General features: G+C 46.5%; 20 protein-coding genes, 1 tRNA gene and 1 pseudogene. 6 read left to right on the top strand and 16 right to left on the bottom strand.

Annotated features, from left to right (window positions below; all coding sequences use genetic code 11):
* Positions 1-26: 26 nt before the first annotated feature.
* Both ACMUEV_RS28985 and ACMUEV_RS28980 read right to left on the bottom strand, forming a co-directional pair.
* Entirely contained in the window at positions 27-653 is a 627-nt protein-coding gene (locus ACMUEV_RS28985; protein ID WP_190649237.1) for a WcaF family extracellular polysaccharide biosynthesis acetyltransferase, read from the bottom strand.
* A complete protein-coding gene (locus ACMUEV_RS28980) occupies positions 640-1,287 on the bottom strand; it encodes a YdcF family protein (protein WP_348251648.1) in 648 nt (215 codons plus the stop codon). Before ACMUEV_RS28980 ends, ACMUEV_RS28985 begins: the two co-directional genes overlap by 14 nt.
* Positions 1,288-1,478: 191 nt before the next feature.
* On the opposite strand from ACMUEV_RS28980, the gene ACMUEV_RS28975 reads away from it, so the two are divergent.
* The 3 genes from ACMUEV_RS28975 to ACMUEV_RS28965 are packed head-to-tail and all read left to right on the top strand — an operon-like array spanning position 1,479 to position 3,869.
* Positions 1,479-2,348, top strand: a complete 870-nt coding sequence (locus ACMUEV_RS28975; RefSeq protein ID WP_190649234.1) for an HpsJ family protein — start codon at positions 1,479-1,481, stop codon at positions 2,346-2,348.
* A gap of 4 nt (positions 2,349-2,352) precedes the next feature.
* Positions 2,353-3,216 (top strand): cyanoexosortase A, encoded by an 864-nt coding sequence (crtA, locus tag ACMUEV_RS28970; protein WP_190649231.1) that lies wholly within the window; start codon positions 2,353-2,355, stop codon positions 3,214-3,216.
* The gene (locus ACMUEV_RS28965; protein ID WP_190649229.1) at positions 3,213-3,869 is read left to right on the top strand and encodes a cyanoexosortase A system-associated protein; all 657 of its coding nucleotides are present in this window, start codon (positions 3,213-3,215) and stop codon (positions 3,867-3,869) included. Before crtA ends, ACMUEV_RS28965 begins: the two co-directional genes overlap by 4 nt.
* A gap of 102 nt (positions 3,870-3,971) precedes the next feature.
* On the opposite strand, the gene ACMUEV_RS28960 is transcribed toward ACMUEV_RS28965, so the two are convergent.
* The 11 genes from ACMUEV_RS28960 to ACMUEV_RS28910 all read right to left on the bottom strand — a co-directional run bounded on the left by ACMUEV_RS28960 (position 3,972) and on the right by ACMUEV_RS28910 (position 17,985).
* A complete protein-coding gene (locus tag ACMUEV_RS28960) occupies positions 3,972-6,008 on the bottom strand; it encodes a glycosyltransferase (protein WP_242044293.1) in 2,037 nt (678 codons plus the stop codon).
* Positions 6,009-6,037: 29 nt separating this feature from the next.
* A complete protein-coding gene (locus ACMUEV_RS28955) occupies positions 6,038-7,219 on the bottom strand; it encodes a glycosyltransferase (RefSeq protein ID WP_190649227.1) in 1,182 nt (393 codons plus the stop codon).
* 44 nt (positions 7,220-7,263) lie between these two features.
* Positions 7,264-8,310 (bottom strand): MraY family glycosyltransferase, encoded by a 1,047-nt coding sequence (locus tag ACMUEV_RS28950; RefSeq protein ID WP_190649225.1) that lies wholly within the window; start codon positions 8,308-8,310, stop codon positions 7,264-7,266.
* A gap of 102 nt (positions 8,311-8,412) precedes the next feature.
* Positions 8,413-9,630 carry a glycosyltransferase family 4 protein gene (locus tag ACMUEV_RS28945; protein WP_190649223.1) on the bottom strand — a complete coding sequence of 406 codons (1,218 nt, stop codon included), beginning with the start codon at positions 9,628-9,630 and terminating at the stop codon, positions 8,413-8,415.
* A gap of 21 nt (positions 9,631-9,651) precedes the next feature.
* Positions 9,652-11,190, bottom strand: a complete 1,539-nt coding sequence (locus tag ACMUEV_RS28940; RefSeq protein WP_190649221.1) for a hypothetical protein — start codon at positions 11,188-11,190, stop codon at positions 9,652-9,654.
* A 27-nt stretch (positions 11,191-11,217) separates the two neighbouring features.
* Complete coding sequence (locus ACMUEV_RS28935) at positions 11,218-12,621, bottom strand: hypothetical protein (protein WP_242044292.1); 1,404 nt, start codon at positions 12,619-12,621, stop codon at positions 11,218-11,220.
* Between the two features lie 67 nt (positions 12,622-12,688).
* A complete protein-coding gene (locus ACMUEV_RS28930; protein ID WP_190649219.1) occupies positions 12,689-13,696 on the bottom strand; it encodes a glycosyltransferase family A protein in 1,008 nt (335 codons plus the stop codon).
* A gap of 10 nt (positions 13,697-13,706) precedes the next feature.
* Positions 13,707-15,011, bottom strand: coding sequence for a glycosyltransferase (locus ACMUEV_RS28925; protein ID WP_190649217.1), 1,305 nt, complete (start codon positions 15,009-15,011; stop codon positions 13,707-13,709).
* A 2-nt stretch (positions 15,012-15,013) separates the two neighbouring features.
* Positions 15,014-16,012 (bottom strand): glycosyltransferase family 2 protein, encoded by a 999-nt coding sequence (locus tag ACMUEV_RS28920; RefSeq protein ID WP_190649215.1) that lies wholly within the window; start codon positions 16,010-16,012, stop codon positions 15,014-15,016.
* A 51-nt stretch (positions 16,013-16,063) separates the two neighbouring features.
* A complete protein-coding gene (locus ACMUEV_RS28915; RefSeq protein ID WP_190649214.1) occupies positions 16,064-17,050 on the bottom strand; it encodes a glycosyl transferase in 987 nt (328 codons plus the stop codon).
* Between the two features lie 5 nt (positions 17,051-17,055).
* Positions 17,056-17,985 carry a glycosyltransferase gene (locus ACMUEV_RS28910; RefSeq protein WP_190649212.1) on the bottom strand — a complete coding sequence of 310 codons (930 nt, stop codon included), beginning with the start codon at positions 17,983-17,985 and terminating at the stop codon, positions 17,056-17,058.
* A gap of 748 nt (positions 17,986-18,733) precedes the next feature.
* Between ACMUEV_RS28910 and ACMUEV_RS28905 the strand changes: the two genes are divergently transcribed.
* Both ACMUEV_RS28905 and ACMUEV_RS28900 read left to right on the top strand, forming a co-directional pair.
* Positions 18,734-19,243, top strand: coding sequence for a hypothetical protein (locus tag ACMUEV_RS28905; RefSeq protein WP_190649209.1), 510 nt, complete (start codon positions 18,734-18,736; stop codon positions 19,241-19,243).
* A gap of 335 nt (positions 19,244-19,578) precedes the next feature.
* Positions 19,579-20,726, top strand: a pseudogene (locus ACMUEV_RS28900) (ISAzo13 family transposase).
* Here ACMUEV_RS28900 and ACMUEV_RS28895 read toward each other — a convergent pair.
* Both ACMUEV_RS28895 and ACMUEV_RS28890 read right to left on the bottom strand, forming a co-directional pair.
* Positions 20,703-21,734 (bottom strand): Arm DNA-binding domain-containing protein, encoded by a 1,032-nt coding sequence (locus ACMUEV_RS28895; protein ID WP_190650920.1) that lies wholly within the window; start codon positions 21,732-21,734, stop codon positions 20,703-20,705. The pseudogene ACMUEV_RS28900 and the gene ACMUEV_RS28895 sit on opposite strands and share 24 nt — an antisense overlap.
* Before the next feature lie 396 nt (positions 21,735-22,130).
* Positions 22,131-22,202 (bottom strand) — tRNA-Thr (locus ACMUEV_RS28890).
* A 69-nt stretch (positions 22,203-22,271) separates the two neighbouring features.
* Here ACMUEV_RS28890 and ACMUEV_RS28885 point away from each other — a divergent pair.
* Positions 22,272-22,571, top strand: coding sequence for a DUF3493 domain-containing protein (locus ACMUEV_RS28885; protein WP_225885719.1), 300 nt, complete (start codon positions 22,272-22,274; stop codon positions 22,569-22,571).
* A 13-nt stretch (positions 22,572-22,584) separates the two neighbouring features.
* Here ACMUEV_RS28885 and ACMUEV_RS28880 read toward each other — a convergent pair whose 3' ends face one another.
* Positions 22,585-24,189, bottom strand: a complete 1,605-nt coding sequence (locus ACMUEV_RS28880; RefSeq protein ID WP_190650922.1) for a DUF1565 domain-containing protein — start codon at positions 24,187-24,189, stop codon at positions 22,585-22,587.
* Between the last annotated feature and the right edge of the window lie 16 nt (positions 24,190-24,205).

The following is a 24,205-nucleotide window of genomic DNA, read 5'->3' as shown; positions in this document are numbered from 1 at the left end:
CCTAATTAATTGATGAACTCAAAGCATTAAAAGGAATTCGTCAGAGTGACTGGTTCTCTATCGCAGTGGGGCGAATGGCTGAGATCGCCGTTGTCAGAGTCAGTACGGATGACGCGCTGTTTCAGGGGGCAAGCTGGGTTCCCGGCATAGATTGTCATGGGATCAAGTGATCGTCTGGCAACACTTCCCAAACTCAAAACGGCACCTTGACCCACTGTGACACCCGGCCCAATCAGGGCACCCGCTGCTACCCAACTCCCTGTTTCAATCGTGATTGGAGCAATTTTGAGGCTGAAGTGGGGATGGCTCCAATCATGATTGCCCGTGCAAAGATACACAGATTGCGATAGGCAAACGTGACTCGCGATCGTAATCGGTGCGAGATTATCGAGCCAAGCATTCTCGCCAATCCAAACAGCATCACCGACCGTAAGCCGCCAGGGAAATTTAACCCGAACACCCGGCTTAATCCGAACCTGACACCCGATCGTGGCACCAAAGGCACGTAGTACGCTAACCTTCAACCAAGACCACGGCAACCAGTAACTCTGAACCATCGGTGAGCCGATGAAATACCACAGCAGTTGCTGCCAGAAAGGAGCACCTGCTGTGTAGTCGCCTGGGTGATAGTTGGCAAGATTAACGTTTAGCATTGGAACCAAAAATTTGATAGTTGAGTTGAGCGATGAAACCTTGAGAGCGAAACCCAGATCCCGTTTGTCCTGTGAATACCCATACGATTGATCTCACAATGTCTCGACCAACTCGTAAGGGAGATTCAGGAGGCTTATGAGAAGGAACAACTACAGGGGTAACACGAATGCCACGATGTCCAAGAATAATGGTCGCGATCGCGGTTGCCCTCGGCATGTGAAAATCACAAGTAATCAGGTAAATATGGCGAACGTGATGCTGCTGTAGCACATCGACCAGGGTTGTGAAGTTAGTAATCGTGTCCGTAGCTCGGCGATCGTAATCAATGCGTGTTCGATCAATTCCTGCTGCTTGAAACAGGCGATCGGCTTTCTCCGTATCCATTCCAGACGAAATCCAGATCTTGAGATCAGGATGGGTTTTCGCAAATTCTGCGGTAAAGATCTCCCGCTCATCTCCCCCTCCTAATGTCAAAATTGCCTGGGGACTTGGTGCTTGTAGAGTCGAAATTATCAGCCGTATCGGTAAGTAGCTGAGAAGTCCGAGTAGAAGGATTGCGCCTGCCCAGCACAATCGTCTACATAGAGCTTGATGAGCATCAGTAATTTTTTCTAGCGAGAAAGACATCGACATAAATTAACGATGCTCATAACGGCAATAAAGTGTTTGCTATAAGCGAATTCATGTCTAGTGTTGAATAAGTTTGATTGCGATCGAGTTTGTGTAGGTGTTTAATTTCTGTATACGTTGAATTGCAAACAAGATACGCTCGATATCAAACATGCTCTACCTAGAATCAGAACAACGTGATTTCAGGTTGAACTATGACGCTTTCTCAAAATTCTCAAGGTGCGGCTGAAGATCCTCGCGATGACAGAGAATCAATTGCCACTCCTTCTCCTATGCCCACGACTGAAAGCACATCAAGCGGCATCTATTTCCTGAAAACGCTGCCTGTCTTGCGCAGCATTGGCTATGGGCTGTTGTCAATTTCGTTTGTCGATTTGCTGTATATTTTACTTCCCTTAAACCTAACCAATCCGGTCTGGGAGTATCGAATCACAGGGGATCTTATTCGATTAGTTCCTGTGCCTATGCTTGCCTTTATGTTAGTGTTCTATGGTGAAACAGCCGCGCGCCGTCGTCTCGAACGCCCCATTCTCCGTACCCTTTCATGGAGTACGTTGTTGTTTGGTGTTGTTTTACTCCTCATGATTCCATTAACTGTGATCAACACGATGCGAATCAGTAGCTATAACAATGACCAGATCAGTACTCAAATTAGACAACAAAAGCTGCAATTAGATAATACGAGAAGCCAGCTTGAGAAAGCAGACTCTTCCCAGCTTCAAAATTTGATTCCAATCCCGGATCAGAAGACAGGGAACTTGCCGAATGCACCGAAGAACCCGGAGGAAGCGAAAGCACAGATTTTATCAAATCTCCAAAAAGCGCGTGAAACTGCCGAAAATCAAGCAACCGAAGCGCGTAAAAACGTAAAAGAGAACTTGACTAAAAATAGCATCAAGCTGATTCTTGAAGCCCTAATTGCGGGATGTCTCTTTCTCTACACTTGGTATGTAACAGGCTGGGCACGACGGCGTTTTGCCAATGCGTATGAGGATAAGGCTCAAGAGCTTGACCCTACGATCGCGAAGAAGCTTCCTCCATCACGTCGTCGCCGTCGTCGCTAGAACTATGATGGATCAACATTCTCCAAATCAAGTGTTAGCTATCATTGGAGGAGGATTAATTCTTCTCCATCTTTTGCTGACCTGGAAATGGGCAGGGAGCACGGATCAGTTCATTCTGAATGTTTTGTTTTGGATAGCGATCGTGCTGCTTTTATGGCATAAGCGATTTCATTTGCACCTCCAAAGCAGTCGATTCGCGAGCGGATTGGGTGCATTACTCATGGGGTTACTTTTGGTCAAGAGCCTATCGTTACTACAGGCAGAACCCGAATTCATTCGCCTATTTCCAGCATGGGCTGCACTCTCATTCGGATTGATTGCCTCTGGATTTCGACTGCGCCAATACTGGCGAGAAATACTCATTATCTTGACCTTAGTTATTCCGCCGGGTAGTGTAGAGCGATTTGTTGAGTGGTCGATCGGGAGCAAAATTCAAGCTTTGATTGCTAAAAGTACTGCTTTTGTTCTACATTACATCGGATTCAATGTCGTCTATAAAGGCACCGAAATCGCTTCGACGAAGGGAATGGTGCGAGTAGAATACGCTTGTACAGGAATCAATATTTTATTTTTACTGTTGCAATTATCAATTCTTGTGCAGTTAGTCTTTCCAGTATACGGCTGGCGATGTCGCAACCTCTTCCCGATTGCAATTCTACTGGCTTGGGCTTTGGTCACACTCCGTGTTGCCCTCATGGTTACTGCGATCGATAACCGCTCAACTTTTGAGTATTGGCATGGAGAGCAAGGTAGCCAAATCTTTTCAACGGTCGCGATCGTTGCTTTTGCCTGTCTTAGCCACTGGTTGCTAGAAGAGAGCGAAACGGTTGCAAATGAGAAAATTCCTAATGATTCTGATCCGTCATGACCTCGCATTCTCGCTCCGTTTTTCTTAAAACGATCGCCCTCAGCGTAACATTGACGCTACTCTACGTGGTCGTCAAACCGACCTCTTCTCCACCAGCCAATCCCGAAGCTTCGTTACCCAATCATCTCTCTCTGCCCGGTTGGGAAGCTCAGAAGACTCAATCGATCGAACCATCCCCCTCGAACTCGAAATACAATCGAATCGTATCAGGACAACGTTATCTTTATCGACAAGGCGATCGCTCTTTACAGATTGCTGTTCGTTATGTTGTTGAGACGGAAGGAGATATCGGTCAGTTCATCGCGGACACGGATGAGTCATGGGGTAAAACGCCAATTTCATTTGAAGATCGGCAATCTACTCAAGGCTTTTATCGACTCTTCACGCAACAGAACCAAGCTTATCTCCAAAGCTGTCTGAACTTGAATGGGCATACCACAGTGACACAAACTCAGTTTCGGCAAAATGCTTATCGTCAAGCGTTGCAGCCAGAGCAGTGGCTCAATTGGTTGATCAGTCAACGCCCCTTATTAGAACGCCGCTGCTTTTGGATACAAATTTCTACTCCTGTTGTAGAACAGAACATTCATCTTACCCATGCCACGCTAGAACAGAGTTGGAAAACACTGGTTTCGAGTTGGAGATCGGATTAATCATGACGGTTGCTATAGCCATGACAGATTAAGATCAAAAAATAGTCCAGATGATGAGTCTGGACTATCTAATCTGCACTCTACCAATTCTGCGCTATCAATTTAGCTGGTAGATTCCAGTGGACGGGTCAGCACAGGCTCATTGGTCGTCTGTATTGTATTTCGCCTGTAACTTGCCTCAATTAAACGTGCTGATAAAATCATTTCTGCAAGCACTCGCTGGAATGCATAAAACCAGCCTCTCCAACCGTCAAATAATCCTTGATGAAGGATTAGGCAATAAAGCAACACAACTAGAGGAGCAAGTACTTTAGTTTGACGAATGCGATCGCCAACACTGAGTTCGGATGGAGGAGTGGAAAGGAGCTTTTGTACTTCTAGCGAAGCATAACGGTCTTGTGCCCAGAGCCAACGGCTAAAGGACTTACGATCGTCATGATAAATGGGACCATTGAGCACACTAGAACAGCCTTCAGCTTTTAATAATTGGGTATGTCCGTCATCAACGTAAACGGCTTTAGATTTGCGAAAAAGAGCTTCACGGGGAGGTAGCAGCGTTTTACGTAACGGCTTACCAAACACACAGTATTTGAACGGCAGGAAATAGCTGTCAAACTGCGAGTCGGGCGATAGAGTTGCCATTTCTGCTGTGAGTTCTTCACTCAAACAATAGTCAGCATCGAGAGACAAAACCCATTCCGTCTGCACTTGTTCTAACCCATAGTTCCATTGATTCGCATGAGTATCGAAGGAGCGCTGAAATAGCTCGACTTGAGGATATTTCGCTAGGATTTGTAGTGTTTCGTCCTGGCTGTAACTATCAACAACAATAATCCGCTTCGCCCAATTCAAGCGTTGTAAGGTGCGATCGATGTTGGCAGCTTCGTTGTAGGTGAGAATTACGGGCGTAATCGCATCAAGCATAGTTGACTGAGCAGGAATAGAAGAGGGTTGAGCAAAGGTTCGATAATGGTGAATGAGTTGCTGAATGGTCGATCGCCAAGTGAATTGCGATTGCACAAGTTGGCTAGCTCGTTCGCCCATACTCCGAGCGACTTTCAGATTTTCAAGACAAGCTTGGATCGTATGAGCAAGCTCACTGGGATCTTGGGACACGACCCATCCTAACTGTTCACGCTGTACTAAATCTGCTAATGCCACCTCTGGCGTAATCAAGACTGGAAGCTCTGCTGCCATTGCTTCTAGCACAGCAATGCCAAAGTTTTCAGAATGGGAAGGCAACGCAAAGAGATCAGCGCCTTGAAGAAGTAGATGTTTGCGATCGCCACTCACAAATCCGACGAAATGCGTGCGATCGTGCATCCCTGAGACTTGGAGTTTTTGCTGCAGTTCTGCCTCATACTCTGGCGTTCCTCTGCCTGCAATCACGAATTGAAATCTCTGATCCGACAATTGACCTAACGCAGCAATCAAAGCATCCAAGCCTTTTTTAGGATGCAAGCGAGACAGGAAAAGAATGACAGGATCTTCAGAAGGAAGATTCAGCCAATCTCGCAGTTGTGTCTTAGCCTCAGGGATAGAAAGAGGCAAGGTCAATCCGTGGGGCAAGACAAAGCTAGAAAAAGTGAGTCCTGATGCATTAGCTTCCTGTTGCTCTTGGGTTGAAGTGAAGTGCAAGGCGTTTGCCTGCTGAATCTCCTGTTGAATCAGGCGGAGATAAAGCTGCTTTTTCTGAGCCCCTTGTTGAAGTGACCACTGAGCAAGAGAACCTAAAGGACGAATAATATAAGGAACTTTAGCTAGATTCGCGATCTTCATCGCGATCGCAGAAGGATAAGAGAACACAGCATGAATATGCAGCAAATCATACTCGCGAATGTGTTGCCAGAGCCAAAGTGTCAATGAAAAGGAAAAGGTAAACTCTCGAATGGAAGTCAGCGCAGGCGAAAAGCGAGAAAAAAATTGAACGGGAACCGTCTTGTCGGCTTCCGTTGCACTGATTGGATAGTCAATCCACTGATTTAAGGGAACCTGCAGTAATCCATCTCCATCATCGTTTGTTGTCGCAATGACGGCATCAATGCCTTGTTGTCGCAATTCCCAAACCATTTCGAGAACTGCATGACTTGGTCCTCCCCGAATCAGAGAAACTGAAGGAATGATATGAAGAATTTTCATTCACGTGCCTCGTAAGTCATATACAACCATTAAGTTGGCTGAAGTAGATGAGTCTTTTGCACAATCGGAGAGGTTTGCATCAGGTGTGCTAGTCGATGTTGAAAGGCAGCCATTCCGAAGGTCTGAATCGCTTTTTCTCGAAGTGCATGGGGTTGATACAACAGCGGATTAGGGTAGTGCCTTTGTAAAATCTGGATGAGTGTTTCTGCTAACAATGGCACATCATCTGGATTGAGAATTGCACCTAAGCGTCCCTGGTCTAGGGCATCCATTGCTCCATCCATTCCGCCCACAACGGGTTTGCCCGATGCCATTGCTTCTAGATAAACAATCCCAAAGCCTTCCAATTTGCTCGGCATTGCAAAGACATCACACAGGTTATAGTAGTTCGGGAGTTCCTCATCGGACACAAATCCGGCTAATGTCACACAGTTTTGAAGTTGTTTAGACTGGATCAGGTTTTCCAGGCGCTCTCGATCGTTCCCTTTGCCCACGATTAGATAATGCACATTGGGAACCGCCTTCTGAATCAACGGTAAAGCGTGTAAGACCTGATCATAGCTATGAAATGATTCTTCTGCAGCTAAACGGTTGACCGTGAGAATGATGGGTTGGTCAGGACTTAACCCATAACGCTGTAGCAGATCAGTTGGCTTTTGCGCAATCCGAAACCGACTTGCATCAAAGGTATTGGGCAAAATCTGCACTCGTTCAGGATTAATTCTGCCATTTTCTAATAAGCGATCGCGAGTATAGTTGCTCACTGCTAGAATGCGATCGGCATGAGATAACGCTTGAAGAACGTGAGGGCGATCAATGTCCCAAGCTTCAAACCCATGCGCGATCGTCCAGTAAGGAACTCTCGCAATTTGCTTCAGTCGGTAAGCTGCTACGGTGAAATTGAGATGAGTCGTCAGCACTAAATCTGGCATTTGCCATAATCCTGATGCTAACACCTGTGCTCCAAAGGCGGGGGTTCTTAATTTCAAAGGAAAATGCCCGCAGTAGTGGAATTGGGTTTGTTCTGAATCAATCGGCTCATGGAGGCAATCGTGCATCAGAAACGTATGGCACTGCATCTGAGGATAAAGATCCTGCAAGGCTGCTAATAGGAATTGGGAAAAAACCTGAATTCCACCTTTGAAATCAAATAAACCGGGAGCCCAGAAATGTAAGAGCGACCGAGAAGAATGCAGTGAAGAAGCGCTCATATTGAACTCAAAAAAGACAGAAGGTAATACCGAAGGGAATTGCTCTAAACGGATTTGTTCTGGCTGTAAAGATTCAGTTCTTTATTGATGCCTGAGGATTCCAGAAAGCTAAGTGGAAGAAGCTTTAAGCTAGTACGGTTGACGAATGCAAGCATTGATAGAACACCTATCACACTACTCCAACCCCAAGCACTGACGAGTAGATAATTTGCACCTAAACCAGACCACAGCACCAAGCTGTAAATTGTCCAGACCACTATTGATTGAGACAGATTTAAGCGCAGTAGCCGATGATGAATATGGCGTTGATCTGGGAAGAAAATAGACCTGCGGTTCATAATGCGAGCTAGCATGACCAGCACCATATCCACAATGGGTACAGCAAGGACAATGTAAGGAACGGCATTTGCTATAAATCCTGAATTGTTCATGCTTAACAGCCCAATTCCAGCTAGCATGCCCCCCATAAAAAACGAACCCCCATCTCCCATATAGAGTTGAGCAGGTTTGCGGTTATATTGCCAAAAACCGAGAGCGGCTCCTGCTAGTGATAAAGCTAGAATCAATACAGGCATGTCTTGATGTTGCCAAGCGAGTAGCGCAAACATCGCCGCGGCGATCGCTGTAATTCCGGTTGCCAATCCATCCATGCCATCCATCCAATTAATGGCGTTTGCTACACCTGCCAACCACAAAAAGGTGATGGGAAAGCTCAACATTCCCAATGGTACTGTCCCAACCAGAGGAATAGGTAGCGTGTGAATTTGAACGCCCATCAGCCAGACGACGGCGACAACAATTGCCTGTAAGAGCAACCGCCAATAGGGCGAAAGCTGCCAGCGATCGTCAGCAAACCCAATCCCAAAAAAACCGACACTTGCCAGTAACACTCCCATCACTGGCAACCACTCTTGAGATGTGGATGGAATACTGAGAGCTAGGCTCAAGCCACAGGAGAGCAATGTTCCCAGAAGAATTGCCAAACCACCGACCCGCACCATCGGGATTTGGTGAAGCTTCCGGGCATCAGGCTGATCTAAAATCCCCCACTGAGATCCTAAGCGTTTAACAAATGGCGTGATCAGTAACACGAAGCAAAGAGAAAAGGAGAAACTCAGAAGAACAATCATCGTGAAGACTCAAGCAATTTGATTGATAGTTCCAATTTGCGTTTCGGACGTTGACGATGAAGTTTACGAATAGGATTGCTGAATGTATAACTTATGTTCATCCTCAGGCTTTGATAGAATCCCAAGTTGAGACAATGCCTGTCTGAGTCCTGTCGTCACTTGCGAATAGCTATAGTGTTGAATCTTGTGCAAGCTTTGTTCACCCTGTTGGATAAGAAGATTACGATCGCTCAAAGCTTCCTGCAAGCAACGCTTCAATGCCCCCGTATCTCCTGCTGGAAAGATCCAGCCGTTTTGCCCTTGCTCTACCAGATCACTTGCACATCCCACATGATTGCTTACGATAATGGGTTTCGCTAGACACATTGCTTCATTCACTGCCAAGCCCCACGTTTCGCCACCTCCATAGCTGGGTAAAACGAACACATCTGCGATCGCATAAGTGCGTGGCATCAAACTCTGATTTTGAAAGGGAGCAAAGAAAACATGATCGTGGGAAGCAGCTCGTGATCGCAGTTCGGATTCTAATGCTCCTGAACCAACCAAGAGTAGAGAAGTATTTGGTAATTTTGCTTCTAAAAAAGCCTCTAGCAAATCATTAGGACGTTTTTTCGGAATCAGTTTACCTGCAAATAAGATCACACGGTGGTGAGATGGAATTCCCAATTCTTGTTTCCATTGTTGAGCTTGTTCGTGTGCAGTGGCATGTTCGCTGCTAAAGCGCTCATTGTCGATCGCATGAGGAGAAAAGAATAAGCGATCGCTAGGCACACCGTGAGCGCGAAAATAGTCATAATTCGCCTGCCCTACATAAAGCACTCCATCAAATCGGCGAAAGACTTGGCGAATCCACTGTTGCCGCAACCACGCTTTTAAGCCCCGTTCGGGAACTAAGCGGTGAGAGTCTCCACGAAAGAGAATCGGAGTATCGTGCCAGCTTGCCAAGAACTGATAGAGGCTGACATAGTTATAGTTCATCAAGAGCACCACATCCGGTGCATAGGCTCTAACTCGGGAATTGAGTGTCGGATTGTAGAGTCCCCAGAAATGATGAGTACCCGGACTTGAACTTATGTTTGGGACAAATTCATGGTCATAGCCTGTGAGGAGAGGAATATCCCACTGAATCGCTTGTTGGAAGCCATGATCTGCTTTTTGAGTAATACCAAAATCCCAAAGATAAAACACTCGAATCGAGAGATCAGACAATGCTGCAAGATAACGAAACCACGGAGCATAATACTGAATTGGATGAGAAGTGATGATGGCTAGTTTTTTCATGGTAAAGGATGGTCAATATCTTTAAGGTTTCTGTTGAGGCAGAGGTTGATCTAAGTACTGAAGGAGATATTGTCGCTCCTGCTCATTGAGCGATTGCAACCTCGATAACAATGAAGCTTCACTCGATTGATATTTTTCAGGTGGGCGGAGGCGATACCGTTTCATCAGGACTAGGCGCATTCCAATTAAAGGCATCGAGGATTGCTGGAGAGTCGCTGAGTACACGCCTGCTGTCCATTCAGTCGATGCCAGAGCAAAACTAATGACTAAAATGCAAAACAATGTCCGAAAAGAAAACGTGGGAGCGTCAATTCCTACACGAGTTACGAATCCGTAGAAGGAGCCAAGAATACCACCGATTAGCAACGCCCCTATAAACCCAAAATTGGCATAAGCTTCTGGCAAAAGTCCCCAGGCAATTACGGTCTTAAACGTCTCTTGATAGGTTTGACGTTTTACATGCACATTTAACATGTGCGTTCCTTCATGACTGCGAATCTTATTCGGACTCAAAAAGCGAGGTAACATTAACTGTGGAATGATGGCATAGGTTGCACCATTCATGTAAGGATACAGCCGTGGAATTTTATTCTGCGCCATTAATAGCATGTGAATCACACTAGAGCGATCGACAAACGATTCCTTTTTTTCTTTCGGTGGATCCCAGCGTTGAGGTTTGGCAAAGAGTTCACCTTGAGAATGTCCCAGCCACTCTTGAAACCAGGCAGCATATTCCCACGGCTGAACATGACGGGGAGGACCGTTCCAGTATTGATGGCGCATTGGGTGCTTGCCATAGTGCAAGGGGATAATGCAGACTAAGCCGATGATTAATGCAAGCAGAGGTAACTTACGCCCACCGATCACATAAGCGACAATGCTCATCAGAAAGAGAGTCAGAGCGGTTTTGAGAATCAAAGTCGCAGCACTGGTCAAAATAATCGCAGCAATCAGAAAAAAGAGTAAGCTATTTCTAAATTTAGACAAATCCCCCCTACCACTGCGATAGCACAGGACAAAAACTCCTAATGTGCTGAGTCCTAAAATAATTCCTCGCACCAACGAAAACAAACTACCAGGAATACTAAACCAAGCCCCTAAAAAGTACATATTGAAGAGTAGCTGAACACCTAGCATCCAGAAAAAGAAGGTTTCAGCACCTTTAGCGGGCAGTGCAAGAATTGGCTGGCTATTTTGGTTTGGCGCTTTGACAAATTGCCACCAGATAAACGTACCGCAGCCTAAGAAGGTAACAGTTGTCATGCTGGCATATAGGTGATCCGCTGGCGAATACATGAGCACATTAGGATTTGAGCTCAGCAGTGGGAGGCAAAATGTCCATAGGTAGGTCAGGGTAAAAAATGGGAAAATCGGCATCCCACGCACCTTTCCCGCGCACCATAGATACATGGGAAACATGCAGGCAATTCCGATGAAGACTGCTCCTAATGCGGTAGCTGGCGCAACCTGTCGCAGTGCCTTAAAGTTCGCCATGACGAGTGCGCCAATGCCGATCCAGAAGACGATCTTCATCTGATTTTTTTGCTGGACTTGTGCCATTCTCAGATTACTCTCCGCTATGTAGCTCTATGCCGCTGCGCGCTGCACGGTTTGCTCAAATACTTCGCAGAGCTGGCGTGTCATTTCTCTTGCTGTGTAGGGACGAAAGGCATCCCAGCAGGTCGATGGTTGATAGTAGCGAGGTAATTTGAGTAATTCGTTTAAACAAACTGCCATTTCCGAGCAGCGGGTGACTGGATCAATATCTTGGGCAAAGGTTACGACCTGTCCAGCCTGACACTGATTCAGAATATTAACTACAGAACTTTGTTCATGGAAGATGGCTAGAATGGGTTTCTTTGCCAAAATGCAGGGATAAAGTTTTGAAGCAGTATAGCTAGGATCGTCGGAGCCAATCATCAGGATGGCATCACTGTCTACAAGTAACTGTTGTGCTTCAAAGTAAGGAATGCGACGAGTATGTTCAGTTACCAGATCTGCAACGTCGTATTCTTGAGCGATCGCTTCAACCGTTTTGACTGCCAGGTGATCCGGCGCGTAGCTTGTCCCCACAAAGTGCAACTGAACGTCTTGCCATAGCTCCGGACAACTTTGACGCGAAGTTTGAATTCCTAAGAACAGAATACGAAGGGCTGTTGCCATGTCTGCTCCCCCACGCCCGACGTAAACCCAATGTTTCTTGCCATCATTGGGATCAAAAATCGATTGGCGAATGTTGAGTTGGGGTAGTTGGGCAAAGTCATGCTCCGGCGCACCGAAGGGCAATACGGTGAACTGATCTGACTGGAGCCAAGGATAGCGTTGTTGGAGGATTTGTGGATAGGTGGGAGAAACACTAATGATGTGATTCACAGTTTGCATCGCTTGGGGTTCACAGAGGCGAGCTAAAAACTGGGTCATACCATACTTGAGCCATCCACCAGGAGGCTTGTCTTGTTGTTTTTTTGGATTGCCGCTCAGGTGGTAATCGCTACGCCACGGATCTTGAAAGTCGAGCACATAAGGAATACCAAAGCGATGATGCCAGCGTTTTCCCAGCGTCATGACTGGAAAAATAGTTGTAGAGAAGAATACTAAATCGAAGGCTTTAGTTTCCAGAAGGCGATCGCCCTGCTGCTGAAAATAGGGTAAACAACGCCAGCCCACATTCCCGAGTGCAATCCAACTTGTATGTTGTCGCTGTAAGGCTTCGGTACGGACAATCGGTAAGTCAGTGGGCAATGCCTCAGCTAATTTTGGATCAACGGGATGAGGAACATGATGGGGTTGAACTGCGAGAATTTCTGCTTCCCAACCCAATTCACTTAAATAAGGCAAAGCCACCCGAATCCGTTGATGATCGGGGGCATTTGTCGGGGGAAAGTGGGGACTGACGATCAGAACTCGTCGCCGTGGAGATTGACTGACTGTAGAATCGGAAGGGCTACGATCGCTGATCTGCATAGTGAATTGAACAATAGCATTCTTCATTCCACTATCCGTAGGCTTTGCTTGCGATCGATATTGCGATCGCGTATACGCAAATGTCTTCGTCTATTTACTGTTTCGCTTGACTGATTTGTAATTGGGATTGCTGCCATCGTTTAGCGAGACGCTTCCACCAGCGATTTTGCTTTAACGCTTCGCGAGCAATACTCCAATCAATGAGGCTTTCATTGACATCATGATAGCCCCTCTGTTCATCAGGAATGTTACCCGTCTCGATGCGTTGAATCAGTTCTGGTAAGCGATCGTAAAAATCAGCGCAACGGTAGGGCGGATGCAGCGACCACATGCCTTGCTCCTGCCCTAGAAATTCCACCCGCAGTAGCCCTTGCTTTGCCATCATTTTGCTCAAAATATCCTCAGGCAAGCGATAAGGAGGATTGCCTTCTAAAATGGCTTTTATAAAACCCCAAGGTGCAGCATAAGGCAACGGCAAAGCCCCAATCTGCTGCCGGAAACGAGCACGATCGAATAGAAAATAGCGAGTACTCATCTCATCGAGTTGAAACGCGAGAGAAGAGTAGGGGAATCGGTGTGCAGATTGGGAGTACAGCGTTTCACTACCCGAGGGTGCACCCGGTAAAGGCCCACAGACTAACACGTTGGGATGGTTTTGCAGAAACTGGATTGCCTCTTGAATCCAGGTTTGGCTCCCGCCCCCAAACATTAGATCCGAATCAATATGAAAAACATAGTCATGACTCGCAGAATAAAGACCATAGAAATATGAATAGAATGGCCCTCCTCGAAAGTCCTTAGCAGGAATCAACTGATCGCCAAAGAATGCCTGACTCACGGCTGAGATCGCTTCAGGAGAATAATCGACTGTCAGCGATCGCACATGGGTATATTGCTGACAGCATTCCTGAATTAAAGCTTCAATCTTAGGCAGTCGCTCTTCCCAACCTTCGGAAAATCTGCCAATACTACGATGTAAATCCAACGTAAGTAGAACTTCATCAACTTGCCCCGCAAATTGGCGAAGTTGGTGCGGCAAGATGTGACAAGCATGAAGCCAATCGCTTGGCGCGAGATTGATTTGAAGAGTAATGTTGGACATAAGAGAATCGTTATACGGTTGGAGAAGATTGAGACAGTGAAGTACACCCTGGTTGTGCCGCATTTTTTTCAGAGTTGTGCTCTGAGCGAATCGCGACTTCTGCTTGACGAACTAGTTTAGGGGCTTGGGTCTCCCAGGCGAGAGCCATACTGGCTTGGACAGCCGCTTCTTTTGCGATCGCTAATTGTTCGGGCTGCTGTACCCATTGATTAATTGCAGTAGCGAGCGCGATCGTGTCATCGCTAGGAATCAGATGTCCGGCTTGAGAAACATGGCGTAATATTTCTTGCTGTCCGGCAGTATCCGTTGCGATGACAGCGAGTCCCGCTTGTAGATATTGAAAGAGTTTATTGGTGACAGTAAGATCACGACTGGGAATCGTACTGGTTTCTAGGGCAAGACCGATATCATGCTCAGCAATTCGAGCGGGTAACAAATGGTTGGCAACCGTATCATGAATCCAGATGCGATCTTGCCATCCGTCAGGAATATTGGCTTTCAGCCAGTCTCGATACACCGCAGGGCAATTTCCTCGCAAATGGATGTCTACGGTTGCTTTCAAATGAGGGAGCGCTGCGAGTAAAGTTTCTAGCCCCCGTCCAGGCCCAATAGTTTGAGAAAACCAATGCAAGGAGGGGTTCTGTAAATTCTCTCGATCGTGATATTGCAGCTGATTTGGAAGGTGTTCTCCGCAAGGAAACGAGTTATAAATCACGACGGGCGGAGCACTTTGATACGCATTCGCGATCGCAGTTGCCAGTGCTTGAGAAGGAGCTAAGCAGTAAGTACAGTGGCGAGCTAACTCTGCTTCTAAAGCTCGAATCCAAGCAATTGGACGACTTGCTCTCGCGGATGGCAGGAGATCTTCCGAAAACCAATCTTCAAAGTCAACGCCAACGGTATAGCTCTGCTGTCGCAATTGCTGAGCAACCCAAAGTCCGACTTCCGAGTGAACGATCGTGAGATCTGCTCGATGGGTTTTGGCAAACTGCAACATTGCTTTTGCTCCATATCCCAGCAGGTCTGGTAATGCGATCGCCGTTTTTTGAAACAATTCTCGCGCTAGCTTCGCTTGTAAGCGCATTCTTAAACGTTGAAGCTTTTGTGCGAACGTCACACCGCGAAAATCCACAATCGGATGAAACGACCAGGATTTGCCTGAGAGCAATTGTCGATCTCGATCGGCAAACTTGTCATCAAACCACATCCCCGCAATCATTACCTCATGACCTGCTGCCGCTAAAGCATCAGCTTCTTTCTGAGGACGAGGAGCATTACACAAATGTCCACTAATTAAAATCAGAATTCGAGCCATGATTACGATACAGAGGGTTGAGTGATAGCGGTAGAATTGCGTTTCTGAAGACGATAACCGCTTTGATAAAGCAATTGTTGAATCCATTTCGCCATTCGCCAACCCATCAAGCTAGATAAGCGCTGAAACATTGGGCTGCCTGTTGGCTTTAACGGCGTACCGCCGAGGTTTTGTACCTGCTGTTGTGCCTGTTGCCGCAGAATGGGAACAGCAGGATAAGTTTCGTAGATAAACCGTTGGAACAAAGTTGCACAGACTTCACGGGTACGAGAGCTATCTTCATAGTGCAAAATCTGCTGGCTGCATTGTTCGATCACTCGATAAGCTGAAGCATAAGCAGCATCAGATTTCCAATCGCTCAAACTGCCTGGAATACCAGAGCGATAATAGCTTTTTGCTTCAGCACAAAACTTGACAAATCGACTGGCTAAAACCACTCGGCAGAAGTATTCCCCATCATCATTGAGGGATAAAGTTTCATCCCACAACCCAGCGGCTTCGGCAATCGATCGAGGCACAAGCCATGCAGCCGGATGCATCATCCAATGCCCATTCCAGGCACAAACTAACCAATCAACGGGTTCCATGTCTTGCCACAAGGGTTCGGGCTTAAAGGTTGCGGTAGCGGGATCGCGATAAAACCGTGCCCAGCTCCCAGAAGCAATGCAGTTTGGTGGGCTTGTTTGCAAGAGTTTGAGTTGCTGCTCAATTTTGTCAGGAGCGATTAGATCATCAGCATCCAGGAATTGAATATAATCTCCCTGCGCGAGACGGAGAGCATGATTACGGGCGGCGGCGGCTCCTTGATTGGCTTGAGTCAGAACACGAACTTTGCTACTCGCAAATGTTTTTGCAATCTCTAACGTACGATCGCTTGAGCCATCATCCACAATGATAATTTCAGTATCTGACCAAGTTTGCTCAAGAGCAGATTGAATCGTTTGAGCAATCCAATCCGCAGCATTGTAAGCAGGAATTAGAATAGAAACTAAGGATGACATAAGCGTTTTATCAATCAGAGTGAATTTATAGCAAAGTAGCTCTTGAGAAGATCAAGCAACTTTAGTAGGGACAATTTGCTGCCAGCCATAGCGGAAATACCAGAACTTTGAGTCTGCAACATAATGGTGCATCACCGCTTGAGGAGTCTGCACTTCAGATCGGTTGGGCATCAATACATACTCTTTCTCAGGAGCGATCTCATTTGGAAAGCGTGCGATGAGCATTGCAGTCAATGCTTGTTCTTGATAGTAGTTCGTGCCTTCTGTGTCGATCAACGTTTTGCACCAATATTCTAGTTCCTCCCAGTCGATCGATGTGCTATTGAGTCCACAAATTCCAACATTCACCCGATCCGGAATAGCTGCTCTTGCTAATTGAGTCATCAATGCATCGGAATATCCGTATGCATTATCAATATCTACCATGTAGCAAGGATTTTCGGGAGCTTTTAGCCAATCGAGCAGAAAATCGGGACGACGGAAAAACAGCATGTCTGAATCTAAAACGAGCTTCCAGCCCTGAGAACCTGCATGGATATCTGTAAGTTTCCGCAGGTTGAAGTATTCTAGTCGGCGCGATCTCAACGTAGGAAATGTTTGTGTCGGTAATGCTTGATCTAGTTGATCTTCAATGATTTCAGTATCAATAATTTCTGCATCAGGAAAGATGCGCCGAATTTCATCCTGGAAGGGCTGGCTTAAGGTACCATCATTATAAATAACTGGTCTAAAATAAACTCCCGATCGAGTAACCATGGAATAGGCACAAAAACAAGTTTGATACCAAAAACGACGACCGCTGAGGAAGTAGAGTTTGTCTGGATTACTGCTAGGCGTAAGAGGCGGCAAATGATAAGCAGTGCGTTCCATTTGAGCCTGAGCACGACCATCACCCCAGCGGCGAATGGGATTTCGCTTCAGCGATCTCTGTATCATTCCTTTAGGAACATAGTATGACCAATACAGAACTCGTCCCAGTTGCAGGTTTTTTGCAACGCTAGAAATACTATTGTGGATAAGCTGTGTCGATTGATTCATTGGCTCTACTCTGCTAAACCTTCATATAAGCCACAGGCTCCACGCCAACGGACATAAGCTGCTGCATTCCGCCAAGCTTGATAAGCAAGGAACGCTTTGAGTTTGCGGAGCATTACGGTCCAAGGCTGAATCCTTTGCCATGCCTCAATTCTATGTACTCTCAAGACTTGCACCCAGGATCGAGTTGAGGCGTAGTTCAATCGTGCTAAATATTCCTTATTTAATCGGCTCGCTGCAATTATATGGATAATCTTCAATTCGGGAAAATAGCCGACTTGCCAACCTTGCTCCAAAATCGTCAACACAATATCGTTATCTTCGCCAGAGGTCAGTTGCTGGCCTGTACGACCGAATGATAATCGTTGTTGATCCGTGAGCACACGTTCTGCATAGATCTGAAATGCAGATTGCCGAATTGCTAAGCCAATGCCTGCTGGAGCAAAGTCTGGATAAGCATTCGGTCCCTCTGAATCAAAAGCTTGGCTGATCAAGGACTGTTCTCCAAAGTCTCGAAGTGCTAACATCTTGTAAAATTCAACCATCCAAGATTCGGGAGCAATTTCAAAGTCTGGTATAGATTTTCCTCCGATCGCTCCCAACCCTGGGTACTGCTGAAAAATTTGGTGGACTTGCGCTAGGTAGTCCGGTTCCAACACATTGTCGTCATCAACAAACACAAGAACTTCGCTCTTGGCTGCTTGATAGCCACATAAACGGGCAGCAGTCAGTCCCGTCTTTTTCTCACGAATAATGCGTCCTAGAGGATGCCAACTCAAATTCCATGTTGAAGATAGAGGGATCTGGCTTGCATTATCAATTATGAGCAGTTCCCAATCTGTGAGAGGGAGTGTTTGTCGTTGCAGCGCGTCGAGAACTCGTTGCAAATATTGCTCACGAGGATTGTGAGTACAAATAACCACACTAATTAGGGACATACCTGAATTAATGATTAGAACTAGTTTTAGTGTTGCTGCAATGAATTTGCGATCGTGTTTACGAAAGCAGGCTAACCGTTGTCATTACTGTATAAGTTTCAGTTGCGTTGAAAAAGTAGACGATATATCAGGACAATGCAGCTTTTGCGATCGTGTCAATCAGTCGTCATCTAGAGCAAAGCCAGAGGAAATTAAGCTTTCCTACCCTGCTATTTTAGCGACACAATTTTGAGGCTCAAACCAAGAGGAGACCCGTACATAATTAAGTTCAAATACGCAGGTGATATACAGTCGCGATCAACGACGACTCTAGTTAAGACTATTTAGAATACTGAGCAGTAATTTCTTTGAGCTTTTATTTTTTGATTCCGTACTCCTGACTTTCTAAATCAAAAGATTCAACGAGTATTCAGTCGTTGATCAAAGCGGTCGCAGCAGGCTAGTAGATGATTGGAGCAGAGTAAGTATCAATCTGGATGTTGATCTACTGAAGGGCCAAGCTGTAAGAAATACTGAGAATACGTAGAAGCTTATCCAAAACATTACATACGAATCCTGCTTATTTCGGAAGCTGAAGAGCTCCAATTTTTTTACATTAGAAATACGACAACGATATAGCACTGATGATCAAACGGTCATAGAGCTTGAGGTTCTTCCCGAAACCCGAGCATGAGAGTCTCAGTGATCGTGCCTTCATTGAAGTGCTATGTCTTGATGTTGTCTTCTGATGCTGAAGGGAAATAAGACTGTGGTGAAAAACTGGATTGGCTCCGCGATCGTGATATCTAACTTGCTCCTAGCAACTACGGGAGTTTTTAGCCCAAAAGCTGTTGCAGGAACAATGACTGAGATTCAGCTCTCAGGTACCGTGGAGCCAGCTCTCAAGCTCGTTGCGACCTCAACTCCAATCAGCTCAGTGCAAGTGCTTAGCAATATCTCTCTAGCTGACCAGCAAATGCAACAAGTCGCTCAATTAGCGATTTCAACCAATAGTGAGCAGGAATATGACCTCAAAGTAACGGCGAGTATCCTAACAAATGCGGAGGGTAAAACTATTCCTGTTCAAGTCATTCTCGTGAAGCCCGGTGCAGAACCAACGAGCGTTCAGCCATCAGCAACCTCGAACCTTGAAAACCATGCTGGAACTAATATCGTAGTCAGCGAAACACAGAACTTGTTGATGCAGTACGAGTCTACTCCGCCACAAAAGTCTGAGGTTTACAGCGGCACTATTTCTCTTCTGCTTCTCAATCGATAATCAGAAGAAGTCTTGAGCTAAAAATCACTCAATAAAAATTCTGCTTGATGGATAAGATTTTGTCAGTGGGGGAGTAGAGGAATGGGGAGATTGCCTGCTATCAGGCTCAACCAAATATAATTTTGCTGATTATGAAAATAGTGTGATAGTTGTCTTTTCTGTATAACTTTCTGGATGCTTAGGCGGCTTCTGTTAAAAGATTTACCCAGGCTTTAGAATAGTCCTCATTCTCTCAGAAATCTAGGAACAATCGGGTGGACAGAATCGATGAGCGCACACAAGACCCCATCCTCACTGCCTATCAGGTTGAGGATCTTCGATTAGCAGCGTCCAAAATGCGTGGGGCAGAACAACGGAGCTTTCAGGCAGAGATGGCGCTGAAATATTGCGAGGGAAGCGCCCGCATTGCAGAGCGAGTGTTTGGCTGGGGACGAGTGAATGTGGAAACTGGGCTAGGGGAACGTCGCACTGGACTGGTGTGTATCAGCGCGCAAGTAGGCAATAGTGGGGCGAAACGCTGGGAAGAAAAGTATCCCGAAGTTGCTTCAGCGTTGCAGCAGATCGCGGAAGATCACGCTCAACAAGACTCGACGTTTAAGACGACGATTGCTTACACGCGATTAACGGCACAAGCGGCGATTGCTCAACTGCGAGAACAAGGGTTTGGGGAGGAGCAATTGCCTGCACCCAGCACGATGGCAGTGATCTTGAATCGGATGGGTTATCGATTGAAGCCCGTGGTCAAAGCCATTCCCCAAAAAAACTGCCCGAAACCGATGCGATCTTCGACAACATCAAAGCCAAAGATCGCAAAAGTGAAAACGGTAGCATCAAACGATTGAGTCTGGATTGCAAAGCCACGGTGAACATTGGCAAGTATTCTCGTGGCGGGCAAACCAGAGGCAATCCTCAAGCACTTGACCACGATATGGGATGCGAGGAAACGTACATTCCTTGTGGGATTGTGGATGAAGATAGTGGACAACTGCATCTCTACTTTAGCAGTTCGCATAAAACCAGTGATTTCATCGTCGATACCCTTCAAGATTGGTGGAGTCGCTTGACCCTCAAGCAACAGAGACTGACCGAACGCTTGCAACTCAAAGTCGATAATGGACCAGAGAGTAGTGGGATTCGCACTCAGTTTCTCAACCGCATGGTCGAATTTGCAGACCAGATTGGCGTATCCATTCAACTGCTTTACTATCCGCCCTACCATAGCAAGTACAATCCCATTGAACGCTGTTGGGGCATCCTCGAACAGCATTGGAATGGAACTCAACTGACCACGGTGCAAACGATGCTCGCTTGGGCAGAAAGTATGACTTGGAAAGGCATTCATCCCATCGTGGTGTTGAACACCAACCCTTATCCAAAAGGTATTGCACTTTCCAAAGTTGAGATGCGTGAGGTTGAGTGCAGATTAGAACGCAATCCAGACCTACCGAAATGGGATATCTTAATTCGACCACTTAATGGGTAAAGTCATTGGAAGAAGTCGCCTAAGCACTCGATTCCATCCACGATCGCTAAAACTACTTTCGCGCAAGATAGCGCCTTTTGGTCCTAGAAAGACCAACTGTTCAGGATTTGGCTTGTGGGGACGAATCGACAATAAAAGCTCTTGCAACTTTAGTGGGCAGCTAAACCAGCGTTTCACTCCAGTCTTCGTTTTTTTGCGCCGTTTCATCTTGCCAGCAACTTCCACAATGCTTTCATGAAAATGGATTTTGCTGCAATCCTCAGTGATACTGCCCCAACGTAAACCGACTGCCTCACAAGGACGGCAACCTGTCCAGAACAAGAATTTGACAAACGAAGCGTAGTACTGGTAGCAGCCCGTATGGTTTTCAAAAGCTGCAATGATGCGATCGCGCTCCTCCACAGTGAACGCTACAGGCGGATCAGGAATCGTTGCCTCCAGTTCTTTATACATTCCTGCAAATGGGTTTGTAGGACATAAAGTGTGTCGCACTCCCCACTTACAAGCCGCAGACAATTGCATCAAGGTTCGACGCGCCTGCGATTGAGTCGTGATTTGCAGCAATTCCATCCGAAACTTCAACGTATCGGTCAATCCATCAGTTGCACATCGAGAAAGATGAACCGTAACAGGGTCATAGGTGCAAGTGATCGTATTGGGCGAGACTTTCGGGCGCTTGTACTCGACATACTGCTCCCATAATTGACGCAAGGTTAGAGGATCAGAAGCAATCTGTGCAACTGGATCGCTGGTACTCAAAACCGATTTTGGCTTGTACTTCTGAAGCGTGGTATCAAATTCTCCATATTGGATGTCGCGCTCAATCTCCAACGCTTTGTCATGAGCTAGTTTGCGATGATAAGACGTATCCGACAAACCTAGCGAAATAAAGTACCGCTGACCTCCGAAGCGAAACACAAGCTGCAACCGCTCGTTAGAACAGCGAATCTGAACCGTTCCAGGCTTTGATTTATTCGATTTTCGATTTTGATGATTTCCGGATTGCATAAACACAAGTCTCCAAAATTCAAAAAGTGACAACTTTGAATTGAGGAAAGCGACCTGCGTTGCTGAGTTAAATCGATCCCGCTGACTCGGACTATACCGCAACTGGAGAAGTGGAAATTTAAAGAGTTGTAGCACATTCCCAAAGCCAATCCCTGCAACGCATTCCGCTTTCAAGCTGATTGGACTACACAAAAATTTACATAAAGAGAGACTCCTCAACCCCAAAATCGGGCAATTAATTTGCTCTCACAAAACCTTTATCTCCACCTTTATCTCCACCGATGCCTCAAACTGATCAAACATGAGTGATCAATTTGGAGTAAAGTGAGGGCTGACACAAGTAAAGCGAAACCTGAAAGCCGTGCCGAACCTGGAAAGCCAGCGATTTACTTAGGAAGCCGATGATGGGATTTGAACCCATGACCTTTCGATTACGAATCGAATGCACTACCACTGTGCTACATCGGCAAAAGGCCTCATGCAGTATAACAGATAATCGTTCGTTTCTGAAACAGAAATTGCAGAAAATTCCATCTCATGTCACGATCGACAAAAATCCTCCCTTATTATATGAGCCAGCAATCCGAACGTCTGAGACAATCCGATCCCGAAAAATATGCGCGGCTCAAAGCCGAAGCCGCTGCACCTTATCGAGGATTGCGGAAATTTATCTACATTGCATTTGGTGGCTCAGGCGCGATTGGAGCTTTCGTCTTTCTCGCCCAAACGCTGGCAGGACGAGATCTGGAAACGGCACTTCCAAATCTTGCCCTGCAACTGGGCGTAATTGCATTGATGGTCTGGCTCTTTCGATTCGAGAATCGTTCATCAAAATAGCCAGAACTCGAATCTAACGGGCAACACCCACCACGTAGGGAGAAGAAATCGCTTCAGCCTTGCCTGCGCTCACTAACGCCTGATAGATAAATGCAGCAACTTCTGCGCGAGTTGCATCCCGATTGGGATTAAATTGTCCGACCGTCGGATAGTTCACCACGATTTGACGTTGAGTTGCCGCCGCGATCGGACTTCTTGCCCAAGTTGGAATCGAAGCTGCATCTTGGAAGCGAGACAGGAGCGACGGATCACCCGCTCCAAACTCTAATCCATTCGACAAAGCCACTAAGGACTGAACCTTCGGAATCCGTTGTTCAGGTCGGAACGTCCCACCCGGAAATCCTGCCATAAACCCACCGCGCGCAGCCGACTGAATCGCAGCAAAGCCCCAATATCTGCTAGAAACATCTGAGAAGTTGACTGCGGCATTCTTGGGAGCAGGGGCAAACGCTTTCAGCACGATCGCGGCAAACTGAGCACGCGTGACCGGATCATTCGGTTTGAATGTGCCATCTGGAAAGCCCGTAATAATCCCCCTTGATGCTAAAGCTTGGACATATTGCTGCGCCCAATGTCCTTGTACATCAGAAAAAGCGATTGCGCCACCAGGAGCAAAATTAATCAGACCTGCAATCTTTTTCTGATCCAGCTGATTCCCGATCGCAGTGAGAACATTCTGAGTCGTATTGTTAATATCGCGCCCTTTACTATTGCGGATCGTATTATTGCCAAGGCTTTCCGGTGTACCTAAATCAGGCTGAGCACTACTAAGAACTACAATGCCATCTTCGCTACTATCCGCAATCATATTGCCTCGGAGCACAGGTTTTGCAGAATCACCAATCACAAATCCACCCCGGTTTTTGACGATCTGATTGCCTTCAATCAGCGCCGTTGCTGTTCCATTAATCGCAAGCCCAAATCCCGTTTCAGTAAAGGAATTGTTCTTCACTTGACCGCTCGCAGCTCTCGTAATCGAGATTCCATTGCCTTGGTTTTTCACAAAAACATTGTCCGTTACAGTTGGGCTGGCATTCCCTGTAATAAAGACCCCTTCACGAACGCTATTGGCAAACGTGTTGTTTGAGATCGTGGGGCTACCTTCCTCCACCCAAATTCCGGTTCCACGCGAGTTTTCATTTGTTACCGTCACCCCGCGAACCTGGCTCCCTTGTGCCAACCACATCGATACATTTTGTTTTGCGAAAGAGCGACTGATAATATCGCCCCCTCCTTGAATGATCGTGGATTGACCTTTGGTTGCTTCATCTCCTCGAACCGTTACCCCTGCTTTAACAATCAAGGGAAAGACTTCGCCAGATTGAAGATTGTAAGTTCCAGGAGCCAATTGAACGATCGTGCCTGCGGTCGCTTGATCGAGGGCAAATTTCAGCGTTTTGAAGGGAACTGCCTCTGTCCGCCCGGCAGTGGTTTGATCCGTTCCTCTGGCAGGGTTAACGTATAAGATTGTCGTCCCCACAGTGTTGAGCGGAACGGTTAGCGTTTCTGGAGGTGGGGTGACTTGGGCTTTCAGCGCCGTTTGTCCACCGAGCCAGAGTAAGGAAATCAAGCCCAAGGGCGCGATCGCAAAAATTTTAGAAGTGCCTAGACGTGTCATATGTTCTCTATACAGG

This window comes from Leptolyngbya sp. FACHB-1624, from assembly GCF_047649235.1.
Classification (GTDB): domain Bacteria; phylum Cyanobacteriota; class Cyanobacteriia; order Leptolyngbyales; family Leptolyngbyaceae; genus Leptolyngbya; species Leptolyngbya boryana.
This window is presented reverse-complemented; position numbering and strand designations above follow the sequence as displayed.